At 64.1% G+C, this 16,382-nt stretch carries 13 protein-coding genes and 1 pseudogene; 9 read left to right on the forward strand and 5 right to left on the reverse strand.

The window, feature by feature from the left end:
- Positions 1 to 1,956 (forward strand): annotated as a pseudogene (locus G3N97_RS27200) (autotransporter); the annotation flags it as partial.
- Positions 1,957 to 1,985: 29 nt separating this feature from the next.
- Here the strand turns inward: G3N97_RS27200 and G3N97_RS27205 are convergent.
- Positions 1,986 to 5,276 carry a hypothetical protein gene (locus tag G3N97_RS27205; protein WP_205996122.1) on the reverse strand — a complete coding sequence of 1,097 codons (3,291 nt, stop codon included), beginning with the start codon at positions 5,274 to 5,276 and terminating at the stop codon, positions 1,986 to 1,988.
- 178 nt (positions 5,277 to 5,454) lie between these two features.
- The gene (locus G3N97_RS39650) at positions 5,455 to 6,252 is read right to left on the reverse strand and encodes a hypothetical protein (RefSeq protein WP_241030858.1); all 798 of its coding nucleotides are present in this window, start codon (positions 6,250 to 6,252) and stop codon (positions 5,455 to 5,457) included.
- Between G3N97_RS39650 and G3N97_RS27215 the strand changes: the two genes are divergently transcribed.
- Positions 6,133 to 6,855 carry a hypothetical protein gene (locus G3N97_RS27215; RefSeq protein WP_241030855.1) on the forward strand — a complete coding sequence of 241 codons (723 nt, stop codon included), beginning with the start codon at positions 6,133 to 6,135 and terminating at the stop codon, positions 6,853 to 6,855. The genes G3N97_RS39650 and G3N97_RS27215 overlap by 120 nt on opposite strands.
- Positions 6,856 to 6,952: 97 nt before the next feature.
- Here the strand turns inward: G3N97_RS27215 and G3N97_RS27220 are convergent, their stop codons facing one another.
- Positions 6,953 to 7,276 (reverse strand): hypothetical protein, encoded by a 324-nt coding sequence (locus G3N97_RS27220; protein WP_205996125.1) that lies wholly within the window; start codon positions 7,274 to 7,276, stop codon positions 6,953 to 6,955.
- Positions 7,277 to 7,560: 284 nt separating this feature from the next.
- On the opposite strand from G3N97_RS27220, the gene ugpC reads away from it, so the two are divergent.
- From ugpC to G3N97_RS27250, 6 genes are all read left to right on the forward strand, one after another.
- Complete coding sequence (ugpC, locus tag G3N97_RS27225) at positions 7,561 to 8,643, forward strand: sn-glycerol-3-phosphate ABC transporter ATP-binding protein UgpC (protein ID WP_205996126.1); 1,083 nt, start codon at positions 7,561 to 7,563, stop codon at positions 8,641 to 8,643.
- On the forward strand, positions 8,633 to 9,559 hold the full coding sequence (locus G3N97_RS27230) for a sugar ABC transporter permease (protein ID WP_205996127.1): 927 nt from the start codon (positions 8,633 to 8,635) through the stop codon (positions 9,557 to 9,559). The genes ugpC and G3N97_RS27230 overlap by 11 nt, the downstream gene beginning before the upstream one ends.
- Positions 9,556 to 10,419: a carbohydrate ABC transporter permease gene (locus tag G3N97_RS27235; RefSeq protein ID WP_205996128.1), complete on the forward strand. Its 864-nt coding sequence runs from the start codon at positions 9,556 to 9,558 to the stop codon at positions 10,417 to 10,419. Before G3N97_RS27230 ends, G3N97_RS27235 begins: the two co-directional genes overlap by 4 nt.
- A 144-nt stretch (positions 10,420 to 10,563) precedes the next feature.
- Entirely contained in the window at positions 10,564 to 11,895 is a 1,332-nt protein-coding gene (locus G3N97_RS27240; RefSeq protein WP_205996129.1) for an extracellular solute-binding protein, read from the forward strand.
- Positions 11,896 to 11,994: 99 nt separating this feature from the next.
- The gene (locus G3N97_RS27245; RefSeq protein WP_205996130.1) at positions 11,995 to 13,506 is read left to right on the forward strand and encodes an alpha-N-arabinofuranosidase; all 1,512 of its coding nucleotides are present in this window, start codon (positions 11,995 to 11,997) and stop codon (positions 13,504 to 13,506) included.
- A 17-nt stretch (positions 13,507 to 13,523) separates the two neighbouring features.
- Positions 13,524 to 14,297, forward strand: coding sequence for a FadR/GntR family transcriptional regulator (locus G3N97_RS27250; RefSeq protein WP_346778125.1), 774 nt, complete (start codon positions 13,524 to 13,526; stop codon positions 14,295 to 14,297).
- Positions 14,298 to 14,360: 63 nt separating this feature from the next.
- Here G3N97_RS27250 and G3N97_RS27255 read toward each other — a convergent pair whose 3' ends face one another.
- Positions 14,361 to 14,543 (reverse strand): helix-turn-helix domain-containing protein, encoded by a 183-nt coding sequence (locus G3N97_RS27255; RefSeq protein ID WP_065060805.1) that lies wholly within the window; start codon positions 14,541 to 14,543, stop codon positions 14,361 to 14,363.
- 355 nt (positions 14,544 to 14,898) lie between these two features.
- Here G3N97_RS27255 and G3N97_RS27260 point away from each other — a divergent pair, with 355 nt between their 5' ends.
- Positions 14,899 to 15,213, forward strand: a complete 315-nt coding sequence (locus G3N97_RS27260; RefSeq protein WP_065060806.1) for a DUF4148 domain-containing protein — start codon at positions 14,899 to 14,901, stop codon at positions 15,211 to 15,213.
- 49 nt (positions 15,214 to 15,262) lie between these two features.
- On the opposite strand, the gene G3N97_RS27265 is transcribed toward G3N97_RS27260, so the two are convergent.
- On the reverse strand, positions 15,263 to 16,382 hold a 1,120-nt coding region (locus G3N97_RS27265), incomplete at its 5' end, for an MFS transporter (protein ID WP_205996131.1).

A 16,382-nucleotide genomic window follows, 5' to 3' on the forward strand; every position in this document is an offset into this window, starting at 1 on the left:
GCCGCGCTCGCGCACGCGCGGCCCGAGCGCTCGATCGCCGAACTGGCGGCGCTGCACGTCTGGCTCGAAAGCGGCGGATTCACCAACGGCCGCCCCAACGCCGAGCAGCTCAGCGCGATCGCGCAACGCGCCGAAACCATGGCCACGGAACTGACGCCGCGCGACGTGCCCTCGCCCGCCACGCTCACGCGTGTGCGGCAGGAAACGTCGCGCTGGGCCGCCGCCACGCCGCACGAGCTCGCCCGCAGCGCGCCGTTCAAATCGATCGCGCGCGGCCCGTTCAATCTCGAACGCCTCGCGTCCTGGGGCAAGGTCGCGCAGGTGCCCGCCGACTCGCCGTTCTGGGCGCAACTCGACGACCTCAAGCAGAAAGCCACGCCCGACGCCTCGACCGCCACGCCCGCCGATCCGAGGAGCGCCGACGATCTGCGCCAGTCGCTCAAGGACGTCGCCAACGGCCTGCAGTCGAGTTCGCGTCTGCGTCTGACCGACGGCGCGCGCCTCGGCGTGAGCACGCGCGGCCTGAGCGCGAACATCGGCAAGGTGCTGCACGCGGGCGCGGTGCCGGTCGCGCCGCGCGTCGATCTGCGCGCATCGAAATCACGCGAGGCCGTGGTCGAACTGAGCCGCGGCACGCAGGGCGTCGAGATGTTCCTCGGCACCACGAAAACCTCGGTGCGCCATGCGGGCGCGGGCGTGCTGGTCGGCTATGACTTCGACGTCGGCCTCACGCAGATGCGCGCGGGCCTGACCACGCAAGCGGTGCTGCACTCGCGCGAACTCTCGGAGCCGAGCGGCGTTTCGCTGCGCGTGGCGCGGCGCGTGAAAGACGACGGCACCGGTTACGACGACAACGCGATGCGCGAGAAACTCAGCGGCATCATCGATCATGTGTTCGACGAAACCACCCACGCGCACGCGCCGGATTCGGGCGGCTCGCAAGGCACCTGGAACCGCCTCGCGCAGCGTTATTTCGACGACCCCGATGTGTCGGTAAGCTGGACCGACACGGTCGCGCGCACGGTCAAGCGCGGCGCGTCCGCCGACGTGGGCGTATCGGTCAAGCTGCCCGGCCCGGCTTCGTTCGCGCGCGTGGGCGCGACGGCCGGCGTCGGCTACGAACGCACCGCGAAACAGACGCTCGACTCGAAGGAAACCAGCGGACGCATGCAGATCGAGCAGCATCGCGTGGGCGCGGGCTCGCGATTGCTCGGACGCTTCGGCGCGAGCGTGAGCGCCACCGAAAACGTCGGCAAGGTCGGCGTCGGCTTCGCGTCGCTCGACGCGCCCTCGGGCACGCTGACTTTCGCCGACGACAGCCATCTCGCGAAGATCCAGCTCGTACGCGAGGACGGCAAGCTGATGCACCGCGCCTGTCTGTTCGACACCGAGTATTCGAGCGCGCACACCTACACGCAAGCGATCGACGCGAGCCACGATCAATGGATCGATCTGTTCTCCGAACAGATTGCCGACGAGCAGAACACGCAGCGTCAAGCCGATCCCACGGTGCAGTTGCGGCCGCCGCGCGAACTCGCGACCGAACGGCTCAATCAGCATCTGGGCGACGTGAAGGCCAATCGTCGGCCCAATCAGACTTACTTTCACCGCTATCGTTTGCGCCGCGACGCCGCGTCCCAGCTCGATACGGTCGCGGCAGTCAAATCGCAGTTGCCCGCAGACGCGCACGCGGAGCATGCTCAACTCGATGCGAAGTCCGCACGCATTCTGCAGGACCCGGCATCGTGGATGCCCGCCGAGCTGAAGGTGAAGGAGCGCACCACCGTCACGCGGAGCCCCGGCCTGAATTTCATGGTGCAGATGAACACGCAGACGAGCGCGACCGGCGACCGCGAACTGTTCGCGCAGACCATTCCGTTCAACTTGCTCGAACGCGTCGATCAGCGCGCGCGACCGGACCCGAACGCGCCCGCGAATCAAACAGGCAATGCATGACGATGGCGCACGCAACGGCGGCGTCCGCGTCACGCGCGCGCGGACAATGCGCTCAGTTCGCGCTGGGCCGTAACCGAGCGCACCGTCTGCGCGGCGAACACATACGACAGCCCCTTGGTGCGTTGCGCCTGATTCGACTCGTAGCTGTAGAGCACGTGATTGGTCCAGCTCGACGGCGCTTCGAGCACGCGCGCGATCTCGCCGCGAATGCGCAGCATCTCCTGCTGCTCGGACTGCGTCGGCTCGCGGCCGCCCTCCTCGTACATGCGCAGCGCGCCGCGATACGCGTTGATCTCGCGCGCCGCGCCCGGCACCATGCGCTGGCGCTCGCCGTGATACTGGTTGTTGCGCGTGGCGTTGAGCTTCACGCGCGTCTGATACGTGCTCAGCTCGTTCTGATTGCCCTCCATCGACGTGACCCACGCGTCGTTGCGGCTGTCGATGTATTGCAGATAATCGCCCACGCGCGTGAATTCGGTGTCGCGATAGGTGCGCTCGGGCACGATCTCGCCGTGCTCCTCGTAGAGACGCAGCGTCGAGCCCTTGCCCGATTGCAGCACCGTGGTGCCGATGCCATAAACCGGCACGCTCGAAAACGACAGCGAGTTGAACGGCCCCGGTCCGGACACGGGCACGGGCGGCGGGCTCGCCACCACAGCGGCGCTCGCATTCGCCGCGAAGTTGAGACTGTTCGACGACTTGTTGACGGTGCGCGCGCCGCTCTCGTCGGTCGCGTGCGCGACGCTGCGATTGCCGGTCACTTCGCCGCTCACGAACGCGCCCACTTTCACGTTCGCCGAGGTCACGTAGCGCACGCCGCCCGTGCCGGAAAGCGAAGCGTAATCGGTATGCGCCTTGTTCTCGACCCAACCGATCGACAGATCGGGGTCCGCGAAATACTCGTGCGCCATGCCGTTCCACATCTCGTCCTTGTTTTGCGGCATCGTGCCGCCGGGACCCGAGCCGCCGATCGTGCGCACGGCATCGCCGAGCTTGCCGCGCCAGGCGTTGTCATCATTCGGATGATTCGTCTGCGAGTACGGCGCGCGGATCACCACGCCGCGCGGGCTGCTCTTGTCGCGCCCGCCCACGAGCGATGGCGCCACGCTCGCCAGCACCTTGCCGCCCGCGAGACTCCAGCCGATGAATCCCGACGCGCCGAGGTGCGCCGACTTACGCGTATCGGTGCCGATGAACACTTCGCCGTGATGCGAGGTCGAGCCCACTTCGAGCACCGCATGACGGCCTTTCAGATAACGCACGTCCGGCGCGACCGAGGCGCTCGGCGCACCGACGAGGCCCAGCGCCGTGGCGAGGTTTTCGGAAATATTCGCATCGAGCCCGTAGACGCCGCCGCTCGACATCTGCACGCTCCACGTCTTCGGAATGGTGTCGATCAGATTGCACAGCGCGCCCACGTTGCCTTGCGGCGTCTGCGGCGTCTCGATCGGGTCCTGGCGAATCGCCTTCATGCGGTCGAGGTTCTCGCGCAGCGTGCGTCCGCTGCCGGGCACCGCCGCGCCCATGTTCATGCCGGCGCCGGTCGCCCATTCATCGAGCGTCTGCGCGTTCAGCTTCTTCGCGCCGCGCATCTTCGAAAGCGACTGGAAAGTCGGATTGCTGCGCACCGTTTCCTTGTCGATATGCAGCGCCTGCGCGACGTCGCGCGCCATTTGCCCGCGCTGGAAGCGGCCGAGTTTCATGTCGTCGTGAAGCCAGCCCTTGGTGCCGATCGAATTCTTCCACTGGATCAATGCCGCGGCGCGCACCGCCTGCTCCAGCACGGGATCGTTCGGCTGCATGTTTTGCGTGGGCGCGGCGCTGGCGACGTTACCGTTCAGATGATTGACCACCGCATCGATCGAATGCAGCGTGCTGAAATCTTCCTCAGGATGATCCATCACGCCGCCCGCCGTGCCGAGACCAAGCGCGCCGATCGGATTCTTCTCGTGACCGAACGCCTGCTTCACGCCCAGCTTGACGTCGTGCGTCATGGCCTGCTTGAAGCGCTGCGTCTGACGATTGAGCCAGGAGCCGGTGCGCGGCGCGGTCGTGTTGCGCTGCGCGTGCTTGACGAGCGAGTACATACGCCCCTGGATCTTGCCGACGTCGGCTTCGGCAATGCCGTTGCGATGCGCGAGATAAGCCGCGCGCAACGCGAGCGGCGGTTGTGCGTGCGTGTCGTCGACGAGCGCGCGCGCGCAGAGAAACGCCTTGGCGTTCTGCGCCTGCCCGGCCAATGCTTCGGATACCGTAGCATTGGCGGCGGGTGCGTTCGGCAAGTTCAGACGCTCGGCGGCGGGCAACATCGCATTGGCCGCGTGCCCGAGTTCGTCGAGCGAAGCCGGCGGCGCGGGCGGCGCTGCGCCGTTTGCAGCGGTGTTACGCGGCCACGCGGCAAGCAGCGCATCGGCGGCGCGCCAGGTCTGCCAGTCGGCTTCGTCGTGAATCTTGTGGTCGCGCGCATCGACGCCGCCCTGCCCCGGACCGTTACGCGGATTGATCGCCGGCCCCTGCTCGACATCGCGCAACGCACCGAACGCCGCGTGCGAACGCGCCATCGCGCAGCGCGCCGCGAAGCCGTCCTGCTGCGCCTGCGTATTGCCCGGCGTGCCCTGCAGATTCGCGAGCGCTGCGCGAGCGCGTGCGACGTCGCCGTCACTCGCCTGGGCGAGCGCATGGCCCAGATAGCGCGCTTTCGCGAGCGGCGGCTCGCCGCGCACGTTTTGCGGGATCGCGGCGCGCACGTCCTGAATCAGCTGCGTGCGATCCTGGCGCGCCTGCGCCGTCGCATGCGCGGGCAGCGGAAACAGCGTTTCGAGCTTGCGATCGAACGCATCGTCCTGACGCAGTTCGAGGTGCGCGCTCGACGCCGTCTCGCGCGCGTTTTTGCCGAGCGCCGTGTTCACGTTGGTCGGATGTTGCGACGCGACGCCAAGCGGCGTTTTCGCGTTCGGCTTCGGCGTGCGGATCTTGTCGGCCGCCACGTCGACTTGCGGCGCGGGCCGCGAAGGACTGACACTGCTCGACGCAGCGAACGGCGTGAGGTTCTGGCGAATGCCGCCGCCGCTGAGATTCTTGCGCAACGCGGACGTGGGCGGCATCGCCTCGCCGTTCGCGGGCGGCGTCGGATTCGGCAACTCGTTTTTCAGCGACTTCAGTCCGCCGAGCACGCTGTCCGGCGCGCGGCGATCGGGTAGCGGATCGCTATTCGTCAGGGGCTGGTTCGGCTGCGGCGCCGGCGGCTGCGGAGCTTGCTGCTGGGCGGCGGAACCGCCGCCCAGCAATGATCGAATGTTGAAGTTGAACGGATTCCCCACAGGCGCTCTCCCGTCGATAGTCGGCTGTCGTCGATGGCATTACGACGACGGTCGTCCATCTTTGGCGGCGAAAAACCGCGACGGGCAAGCGAATGCGAACTCACGAATCGTCACGCGAAGCAAGCCACTCCGACTTGTTCGCTTGTTGCGTTGTGCATGGCGTGAACCGGCAGGCGAATCACTGCACAGGCGCGTGCGACTGCTGCCCTTCGCAATACGCGAGGTATTTCGTATAGGCATCTTGCGGCGAGACTTTCGCATAGCGGCCATAAAGCCCATCGACAAACTGGCTCATTTCCGCAAGCGCATATTGCTGACGCGCGATCGGCATCGCCCCCGCCACACGATACGCTTTCTGCATTTCCTGCTCGCGCGTGATGCCCGCGTCGCGATCCTGCGCGACGAGTTGCGCGTTATGCGCGCGTGCCTGGCAAATCGAGGCGACGGGATTGTTCGTCGTTTGCGCATGCGCCGCGCTGGAAGCGATGCAGGCAGTGCAAGCGATGAACGCGGCGGCGCTCAGCCGCGCCTTGAAACCGTGTGGGGAAGTCAATGTCGGCTCGTCGTGAATCGAGGCGCGCGCCGCAGCCCGCGCGAGGGTCGTCGGATTGAACGTCGAACGCGGCAACAGGCGCGATCGACGCAAGAGCGCTCCATCATAGTCGAGTTTTTTCCGCCGCGATGCGCGAATGGGAAATCGTGTTCGCGTATGCGAAGCGGTACGTAAAGCCAACGTCCATGGCGAAAAGCGATGCATCGCGAATCGAATGTACAGGGATCGATAAATTCCGTACCGGATTGACGTATCATCGGCGGCTTTCCGTCGCCTCCAATAACGATGAGCCTGTTCAGCACTCTGTTCCGCAAGAAACGTCCGGCAGACAATGCCGACGCCGCGTCGAAAGCCACCGCGCAAGATGCACGCGACACGCCGAAGCAGGAAAGCGGCGGCGATATCGCGCCTGAACTGGCGCATGCGTTGGTGGCATACAAGGCCGGCCGTTACGACGACGCCATCGCGGCCGCCATGCCGCACACCGAGCGTTTCGCCGATGCGAGCCGCTTGTGCGCACTCAGCTATTCGCAATCGCACCGTTATCCGGAAGCGTTCACACACTGGCTCGCGCTATTCGATCACGAGCCCACGGCGCACAACGCCGTGCAACTCGCGACGACCTCGGTCATGTGTGGCGAAGTCGAGCGCGGAGAAGCGTGGCTGATGAAATCGATGCAGGTGAATCAGGAAACGCACGAGCAGTCCGACGTATCGGCGCGGACGAACTTTCTTTCGGCGCTAATTCAGCGCGGCTATCTGAGCGAAGCGCTGCCGCATATCACGTGGATACGCGACGCCTACGCGCATCTGCAGATCACCGATTCCACTTTCCTGTACATGCGTGGCGTACCGTTCTTCGAGACTTTTCTGGAAAAGAGTCTGCCGGTTCTCGAAGGCAGTCTTTCGCGTGATGACGTCGTGAACTGGTATAGCGAACTCAAGGGCAAACTCGACGAAAGCGGCGAAGCCCAGCTTGCTGACTGGATAGGAAAACTGCAAACCGAATCGCGTGCGCAAACGTAATTCGAGCAGAATGACGTGGCAAATAAAAAGCCGCTAACCGAAAGGCTAGCGGCTTTTTTACACAGAACGTTTTATCCGTTCCAAGCAGTCATTTCAATTAATTTCCAACAGGTGACTTCACACTCGGCGTAGCCAGCGTGTTGTTGGTCTTCGGCGCGGGAGTGGCGGTCGTGGCGCCGTTATTCATGCCCGGTTGCTGACCCATATTCGAGCCCGGCGCGCTCATGCCGCTGTCCGAATTGGTTGCGCCAGGCATGCCGTAACCGCTCGTCGTGTCGTTCATCTGATTCGTTGCCGGATTGGCCGTCGCGCCATGACTCGACGAACCGCTGCTCATACCGCCGCTCGTTTGTGCAAACGCGCCGCTGGACAGTGCAAGCGCCGCAACTGCTGCCAATAAAGTGCCAGTGCCCTTTTTCATGATCCGTTCCTCCGTGAGTGGGACAGGAAGATCGGCGCACGCCTACGCGCAGGCTCGACCATGACTTTCATTGCGCAATCACCGTGCCGCGCGATTTTTATTGCCGCGATTTTAATGACCTAGACCGAATTGAATATTCGTATCGCATCGAATGATTTTTTGCTCATTATTTGGGATTACGGATGATCAGTGTTTACACGAATGGGTCACGACCGCGTTCTTTTCATAATATCAACGCACTAAATCGACAAGCGACGGTACGAGACAACCACCCAGGAGGCACCGTGACGGGCATCCGGCTGAGCGGCGTAACGAAGCGGTACGGAGACACCGAGGTCATTACCGGCCTCGACCTCGACATTCACTCCGGTGAATTCCTTGTTTTCCTCGGCCCATCCGGCTGCGGAAAATCCACCTTGCTACGCATGATCGCCGGCCTCGAAACCGTGAGCGACGGTCAGATCAGCATTGGCGAGCGGCGCGTGAACGAGCAGCCGCCCGGCAAACGCGGCGTAGCGATGGTGTTTCAGCATTACGCGCTCTATCCGCACATGACCGTCTACGACAATATGGCGTTCGGTCTGCGCAATACGGGCGTGAACGCGGGCGAAGTCGACAAGCGCATCAACGAAGCCGCCCGCATGCTTGAACTCGGCACCCTGCTGCAACGGCGTCCAGCGCAGCTTTCCGGCGGTCAGCGTCAGCGCGTTGCGATCGGCCGAGCCGTCGTTAAGGAACCCGAAGCGTTTCTGTTCGACGAACCGCTCTCGAATCTCGATGCCGCGCTGCGAAATCGCACCCGGCTCGAACTCGCGCGCATTCATCAACGCCTGCACGCCACGATGGTGTTCGTCACGCACGATCAGGTCGAAGCGATGACGCTCGCCACCCGCATCGTGGTGATGAACCGCGGGCGCATCGAGCAGATCGGCGCGCCGCTCGACATATACCGCCGCCCCGCTACGCGCTTCGTGGCGGGCTTTATCGGCGCACCGGCGATGAATTTTATCGATGTCGAGCGCGCCGGCGAGAACGGCGGCAGGCTGACCGTCGCGCTGCCCTTCGACTCCGTGACCGTTCCCACCGCCGTCGCCACCGCCAGCCTGCCTACGGGCAAGCTCACGCTGGGCGTGCGCGCCGAACATGTCGTGCTCGATCCACAAGGGCCGATCACGGGCCGCGCCGAAGTCATCGAACGGCTCGGCGACCGCTCGCTCGCCCATGTGAGCCTGCCCAACGGCCAGTTGATCGTCGCCGAACTGCCGCGCGAGCGCGAACTCGAAACCGGCGACACGGTCCGCCTGAGTCTGGACGCGGCGCACCTGCATCTGTTCGACGAAACGGGCACGGCATATCATGGCCTCTGACCGCTCGCTCGCCATGCCGCTGCCGACCACCCGCGAGGACCGCCGCCGCAAGCTGCGCGCGCCGTGGTCCAACGCGCTGTTCGTGCTGCCTTTTGTGATCGTCTACGTGCTGCTGCTGATCGTACCGCTCGCGTTCGGCTGGTGGCTCAGTCTTCAGCGTGTGGATCTGCTCGCGGGCACGAGCGACTTCATCGGCATCCGCAATTACCTCGACCTCGCGCTCGATCCGATCTTTCGCGGCGCGATGCGCAACACGTTTTACTTCGTCATCCTGACCGTTCCGGTATTCGTGCTGCTCGGCCTCGCCCTCGCGCTGGTGCTGAACCGTCCGGGCCGCTTCGGCGCCGCGTTGCGCGCGCTCTTTTTCGGTTCGTCGGTGCTCTCGGTCACCATCGTCACGCTGGTCTGGAAGCTCGTGATGATGCCCGGCAACGGCCTGCTCGCCGACGTAAGCCACGCACTCCACTGGCCCGAGTTCCTGCCGCTGATGCACGAAGCCACGGCGCTGCCGGCCATCGCCGTCGTCACGGTCTGGTGGATCGTGGGCCTGCCAATGATGCTGTTTCTCGCCGCGCTCCAGCAGATTCCGCAAGAGCTTTACGAAGCGGCGGCGCTCGACAACGCCACACGCTGGCGCACCTTCACGAAGATCACATTGCCTTCGATCTGGCGCACTGTCGCGCTCGTCGCGGTGATCGAAGCGGTGCTGCAATTTCAGGTGTTCGGCCAGGCGCAACTGCTCACCGACGGCGGCCCGAACAACTCCACACGCCCGCTCGTGCAGTTCATCTACGAGACCGGTTTCCGCCAATGGTCGTTCGGTTATTCCGCTGCAGCAGCGCAGGTTCTGTTCGCGTTGATGCTGATCGGCGTGGTCGCGCAAGCGTGGCTGCTGCGTAAAAAGGAGAAGGCATGAGCACGCTCGCTTTCGAATCGCGGCCGCGCGGCGCGCTGGCCGGGCGTCTGGGCGATCGCCTGATGCTGGGCGCGGTCGTGGCGCTCGCCCTGCTCTGGATCACGCCGCTGGTCTGGGTGCTGTGTCTCTCGTTCAAGCCGAATGCATTTCTCGAGCAGCACACCGATGTGCTGTTTTCTCCGCCGTTCACGCTGCAGAACTACACGAACATTCTGCAGACCTCGGCGGTGGGCGGCTGGCTGGTGAACAGCCTGATCGTCTCGATTGGCCAGACGCTGCTCACGCTGATTATCGCGTCGCTCGCCGGTTATGGCTTTGCGCGCACGGAGTTTCCGGGCAAGCGCTATATCTACGTCATTTGCCTCTGCGGACTCGCCGTGCCCGAACAGGCGCTCGTGATTCCGCTGCATCATATCTTCGCGACGCTCGACTGGCATAACACCTACGGCGCGCTGATCCTGCCGCGCCTCGCCTCGCCGTTCGGCGTCTATCTGATGACGCAGTATTTCAAGGCGGTGCCGGTCGAGATCGAAGAAGCCGCGCTGCTCGACAATGCCTCGCGTTTCAAGGTGTTCTGGCGCGTCGTGCTGCCGCTTTCGCTGCCCGCGCAGGCCACGCTCGCGATCTTCACGTTTCTCAGCGCCTGGAATGATTATCTGTGGCCGCTGGTGTCCGCGTCGAAGCCCGAGATGTACACGCTGACCGTCGGGCTCGCATCCACGCAGGGCAATTTCGCGCAGTCCGAAGGCATCGGCTATCTGATGGCGCAGGCGATCTTCGCCGGGCTGCCCATCTTCGTGCTCTATCTGTTCTTCCAGAAGTACATCGTGGCGGCGGTGGCCGGCACGGCGGTTCGCTAGTCCCTGGCATCACTCGTTCGGCATGGCGTGTCGTTCCATACACACATGCTTCCGATCCGAATTGATTCGTTATGCAAACAAAATAGCGTCCCGCGCGCGCGGTTCGATTCATTCGCGCCATCCGGACGTCCATAGGAGAGAGACATGAGAAGAACGTTGGTGCGCGGCGTGCTCACACTCGCGGCGCTCGGGCTCGCAGCAACCTTGACCGCGCCGGTGCAGGCCAAGACGGAAATCACGCTGTCGCGCTTTTTCGGCGCCTGCGACGCCGAATACGGCAAGGTCAACGACGTGAGCAAGGCGTCGGGCGAGTGCGGCATCATCACGACGCTCGTGAATCAGTTCAACGCCACGAACAAGGAAGACATCGTCGTCAAGCCGCAGATCATCGAGTGGTCGCCGTATTACACGCAGCTCGACGCGCGCATTCTGAGCCGCGATGTGCCGACCATTTCGGTCATGCACGAGGCCGTGCTCGGCGACTACGTGAAGCGCAATCTCGTCGAACCGCTCGACGACGGTTTCAAGTCGGTCGGCATCGACAAGAACGATTTCACGCCGCATGCGCATCGCGGTGTCACGTTCGGCGACAAGACCTATGCGCTGCCGTTCGACACGCATTCGTGGCTCTGGCACATCAACGTGAATCTGTTCAAGAAGGCGGGCCTCGTGGATGCGAGCGGCAAGCCCATCTTGCCGAAGACGCCTGACGAATTGCTCGCGCAGGCGAAGCAGTTCAAGGACAAGACCGGGCTGCCCTACTTCGCGGTGCCGATCGCCAATGAATCGGCCGCGCAAACGCGTACGTTCTATACGTGGGTGTATCAGCAGAACGGCACGCTGTTCCCGAATGGGCCGACGAAGATCGACCTGCACACGCCCGCGGCCACCAACGCGCTCACGCTTTACGACAAGCTCATGAAGGCAGGCGACATCACGCCGGGGCTCGACTATGGCGCGGCGAACCAGGCGTTCGAAAACGGCAAGGCCGGCGTGCTCATGTGCGGCACGTGGGTGATCGAGGACTTCACGAATCTCTCGAACAAGCCGGGCAGCGCGCTCGCGAACGGCTACGACGTGGTGCCGTTTCCGAACCTGTTCCAGAAGAAGGCCGTGTGGGCCGACGGTCATTCGTGGGTGATGCTCAAGGGCGGCGCGAAGGACGAAAAGACCCGCCACGCCGCACTGGTGTTCCTGAAGTTCCTCTACGACCACGACGGCGACTGGGCACGCACAGGCCATCTGCCCGCGCGTCAGTCGGTCATCACCAGCGCCGCGTTTAGCGCGCTGCCGCATCGCGACGCCATCAAGGAGATTTCCAGCACCGGCTATGCGCTGCCGAATACGGTGCCGCGCCAGTTCGCGATCCAGCAGATCGTGGGCGAGGAAATCAGCAATATGCTCTCGACCGGCAAGTCCGTCGCCGATGTGCAAAAGGAAGCGGAACAGCGCACGAACGCGCTGCTGGCGCGTTAATGCCGCCAGCTATTAGTTCGGCATACCAGGTAATCGAGGTAACGGCGCGCAGGCATTGCGCGCCTTCCGACAACGCTTAAAGATGGATAGAGGAACACCATGATCGCTTCACGCCTCATTGTCGACCGCGACTTTGTCGTCTCCGATCTCGACCGGCGCGTATTCGGCGCGTTCGTCGAACACATGGGCCGCTGCGTCTACACCGGCATTTTCGAACCCGGCCATCCGGAAGCCGACGAAAACGGTTTTCGTCAGGACGTCATGGCGCTGACGCGCGAACTCGGTCCGACGATCGTGCGCTATCCGGGCGGCAATTTTCTCTCGGGCTACAACTGGGAAGACGGCGTGGGCCCGCGCGAGAAACGTCCGCGCCGACTCGATCTGGCGTGGTACTCGACCGAAACGAATCAGTTCGGCACCAATGAATTCATCGAATGGTGCCGCAAGCTCGATATCGAGCCGATGTATGGCGTGAATCTGGGCACGCGCGGCCCCGACGAAGCGCGCCGTTTCGTCGAGTATTGCAATCACCCGGGCGGCACGGCGCTTTCCGATCTGCGCCACGAACACGGCCACGAAAAACCGCACGACATCAAGTTCTGGTGTCTCGGCAACGAGATGGACGGCCCGTGGCAAATCTGCCGCAAAACGGCCGAGGAATACGGGCGCGCCGCGCTCGAAACGGCCAAGCTGATGCGTTCGGTCGATCCCACGATCCAGCTTGCGGCCTGCGGTTCGTCCACGCATGAAATGCCTACGTATGGCGCGTGGGAAGATCGCGTGCTCGATCATTCTTTCGAGCAGGTCGATTTCATTTCGCTACATACTTACTTTGAAAACAAGCGCGATTCGACCGCCGAATTCTTCGGCAATATCGAAGTGATGGATCTGTTCATCAAGGAAATCGTGGCGGTGGCGGACAGCGTGGCGGCGCGCAAGCATTCGTCCAAACGCATCATGCTTTCGTTCGACGAATGGAACGTCTGGTACAAGGCGCGCACGATCAACGATTTGCGCAAGCCGGGCTGGCCCGAAGCGCCGCGTCTGATCGAAGAGGTTTATAACCACGAAGACGCGCTCGTGGTGGGCGGCGCGCTCATCACGATGATGAACAATGCCGACCGCGTGAAGACCGCGTGTCTCGCGCAGCTCGTCAATGTGATCGGCCCGATCATGACCGAGCCGGGCGGCCGCGCGTGGCGTCAAACGATTTTCCATCCGTTCTCGCAGGCCTCGAAATTCGCGCATGGCCGCGTGCTCAAACCGGTGGTCGAATCGGCCTCGTATGAAGCGGAAACGTTCCCTGAAATTCCGTATCTCTGCGCGGCGGTCGTGGACGATCGCGCGACCGGCACGACGGCGATTTTCGCGCTCAACCGGCATTTGAGCGAAGAGATGGAACTGAATATCGAATTGCGCGGACTCGGCAAGGAACGCACGCTCGATCACGCGTTCGAGTTGTATCATGCCAACATGAAAGCGGTGAACACGGTGGAGGCGCCGTCGACGGTGGCGCCGGCGATCAACGACGCCGTGTCGGTCGACGGGGAACGCGTGCGCGCGAAGCTCAAACCGGGCTCGTGGAACGTGATTGTGACGACCGCCCGATAACACGGCGCGGACACGCCGTGCACGATGTCTACGAAGGGGAAGGGATGTTCGAGCGCGAACCGATCGTCGGCAATATCACGACGCAGATCGCCAAGATTATCGGCATGCGCGTGGTCTCGGGCGAGTTCGCGCCCGGCGACGCGCTGCCGGTCGAAAGCGAACTGTGCAGCGCGTATGGCGTGAGCCGCACCACCTTGCGCGAAGCCATCAAGCAACTGGCGGGCAAGCGTCTGATTGCCGTATCGCCGAAAATCGGCACACGCGTGCTGCCTTTTTCCGACTGGAATCTGCTCGATCGCGACGTGCTCGCGTGGCGGCTCAATGCGCAATTCGATTCGAAGATCGTCGAGGACATTTTCGAAATGCGCATCTGTTTCGAGCCGCGCGCGAGTTTTCTCGCGGCGCGTCACGGCAACGAGGAGACCGTGCAGATCATCGAGCGACGTTATCTCGAACTCGTGGCCGCCTACGATCAGTCGGCGCAGCATGGCGTGTCGGCGATTCGCGCGGCGGCGGACGCGAATCTGGAGTTTCACCTCGCGATCATCACGGCTTCGCAGAACGGCATGTTCATCACGATCGGCAATGCGATCAAGGCCGCGCTGCGCGTCTCGTCGGAGATGATGCAGCGCGAGGCCGCGCAGCCGAGCGAGGATCTCGTGCTGCACGACGCCGTGCGCGGGCATATCGTGGCGCGCGAGGCCGACGCGGCGGCGGCGGCGATGACGCGTCTGCTGGAGACGTCGCGCGACCGGATTCTGCGATACACCACGGCGCCGGTCGGGCCTTGAGAGAGGCGCGGAGGCGACACGCCAATGCGCTCATCGCGAACCGTCGGGAGGCGCAACCCGCGATCACGGCATGCGGTCGCGTATCGCCAGCAGCAGGTCGATGTGCCGCTCGACCAGCAGCGGAATCGCCGACTGGCCGTTGATCCATCGACCGATGGTGCGGCGGTCGTAGCCCGAATAGTCGGCGAACGTCACGTGGGTCCAGCCGAGGCGCGCGAGGGCGTAAGAGAGATCTGCGGGTTTCATGACTGTCTCGACGGAATCGACAATATCGACAAAATGTCCCGCCTCATCGGGACTCAAAGCGACATTTTGTCATGATCGCGCCCGATTTGACACCCCGGTTTGCGCGCAAAACGCCCGGCCGGAGACCGTCGAAAGCCATTCCGCGCGCGTTCGGGCGGTTGAACTCCCGCTCGCGAAGCCCCCTCTCCGCCTCACTCCGCTCGAAGCCGCAAAGCACTCTCCGATCTTGCTGCCGGCTGCAAGAATCCCTTCGCCAGATCATGGTTAACCCCAGGACGTGAAACTCCTAGACTCTGCTCATCGGTTGCGACAAATCAGCCCAACCGAAAAACAGAACACCCTGGAGGTTGTAACCATGAAGTCCCTGATCCAAGCCGTTGCAGTTGCCGTTGCTCTCGTTGTCCCGGTTGCTTCGTTCGCCCAGTCGAACGGCCCGCTGACCCGCGCCCAGGTTCGCGCCGAACTCGTCCAGCTCGAAAAGGCCGGCTATAGCCCGTCGCGCGGCAACGACCCGCACTACCCCGACGACATCCTCGCCGCCGAAGCCAAGGTCGCCGCGCAGAACAACGCCGTCGGCGGCGTGGCGAACGGTTCGGCCGCGTCGGGCGCGCCGGTCGCCGCAGTGCGCCCCGCCTACGACGGCATGAAGCCGGTCTACTTCGGCCAGTAATCCCCAGCATCGAAGCATCGCTTCAACGTTCACCGCCTCATCGATCCGCTCACTGATCTCCGTGATGCGCGATCTGGGGCGGTAGTGCCGAAGGTTTCAAGGGCCGGATAGTCGTCAGCGCAAGCCCTGCCGCCGCGAACGCGCACGCCGCCGAGACGAGCGCGACGGCGCGCAACGCGTCGGCGATCGCCTCGGCTTGCGCACGCGCGACCGGCGTCGCCAGCGGCACGGAAGCCGGGTTCGGGTTTGGATTCGCATCCGCATGCGCCGCCGGTTCCAGCGACAACCCGGTCTGCCGCGCCTCCCGCGGCACCTGCAGCGCATCGAGCCGCGCCGCGAGCGCCGCATCGTGCGCCCACACGAACACGATCCCCAGCACCGCAATCGCGAGCAGGCTCGCCACGCGCGCCACGGCGTTATTGATGCCGGACGCGACGCCCGTGCGATCGGCCGCCACCGCGCCCATCACGACCGTCGTCAGCGGCGCGACGGTGATCGTCAGTCCGATCCCGAGCACGACGAGTGCGGGAAAAAATCCACTCCAGTAGCCGCCGCCGCGCGCCCACGGCGCCGCCAGCAGCGCGAAACCGATTCCGGCGATGCCCGGCCCCACCGTCAGCAACGCGCGCGCGCCGAAGCGGCTCGTCAGACTGCCCGTGAAGCGTGAGAGCAGGCCGATGATCACCGGCACAGGCAACAGCGCCGCGCCCGCCTGCGTCGCGTGATAGCCGTACGCGCGAATCAGCGTGAACGGCAGGAAGAACAGCGCGCCGCCCAGCCCGAAATACAGCAGCAACGTGACGAGATTCGCGCCGCTGAAGTCGCGCGAACGGAACACGTCGAGCGGCATCATCGGATTCTCGCTGCGCGGCTCGATCCACACGAAAACGCCGAGCATGAGCACGCCCGCGCCGATCGAACCCAACACGCGTGCCTGCGCGAAACCGTGCGCCGACGCGAGCGTCAGCCCGAACGTGAGCGCCGCGAGTCCCGCGGCCGCCGCCAGCGCGCCGGGCCAGTCGAGCCGCTCGGGCGCATCGGCCTTGTGGCTGTTCGGCACCGAGGCCAGCGCGAGCGCAATCGTCAGCACGGCGAGCGGCACGTTCAGGAAGAAGATCGCGCGCCACGACAGCGCGTCGACGAGCCAGCCGCCCGCCACCGGCCCCACC

This window comes from Paraburkholderia sp. Ac-20347, from assembly GCF_017104805.1.
Taxonomy (GTDB): domain Bacteria; phylum Pseudomonadota; class Gammaproteobacteria; order Burkholderiales; family Burkholderiaceae; genus Paraburkholderia; species Paraburkholderia tropica.

What these genes read in the sequence shown, in the direction of transcription:
- G3N97_RS39650 (WP_241030858.1), bottom strand. Translation starts at nt 6,252, where the DNA reads ATGCGCCAGTTCAGGCGCGATATCGCCGCCGCTTTCCTGCTTCGGCGT.
- G3N97_RS27220 (WP_205996125.1), bottom strand. Translation starts at nt 7,276, where the DNA reads ATGAAAAAGGGCACTGGCACTTTATTGGCAGCAGTTGCGGCGCTTGCA.
- G3N97_RS27230 (WP_205996127.1), top strand. Translation starts at nt 8,633, where the DNA reads ATGGCCTCTGACCGCTCGCTCGCCATGCCGCTGCCGACCACCCGCGAG.
- G3N97_RS27235 (WP_205996128.1), top strand. Translation starts at nt 9,556, where the DNA reads ATGAGCACGCTCGCTTTCGAATCGCGGCCGCGCGGCGCGCTGGCCGGG.
- G3N97_RS27240 (WP_205996129.1), top strand. Translation starts at nt 10,564, where the DNA reads ATGAGAAGAACGTTGGTGCGCGGCGTGCTCACACTCGCGGCGCTCGGG.
- G3N97_RS27245 (WP_205996130.1), top strand. Translation starts at nt 11,995, where the DNA reads ATGATCGCTTCACGCCTCATTGTCGACCGCGACTTTGTCGTCTCCGAT.
- G3N97_RS27255 (WP_065060805.1), bottom strand. Translation starts at nt 14,543, where the DNA reads ATGAAACCCGCAGATCTCTCTTACGCCCTCGCGCGCCTCGGCTGGACC.
- G3N97_RS27260 (WP_065060806.1), top strand. Translation starts at nt 14,899, where the DNA reads ATGAAGTCCCTGATCCAAGCCGTTGCAGTTGCCGTTGCTCTCGTTGTC.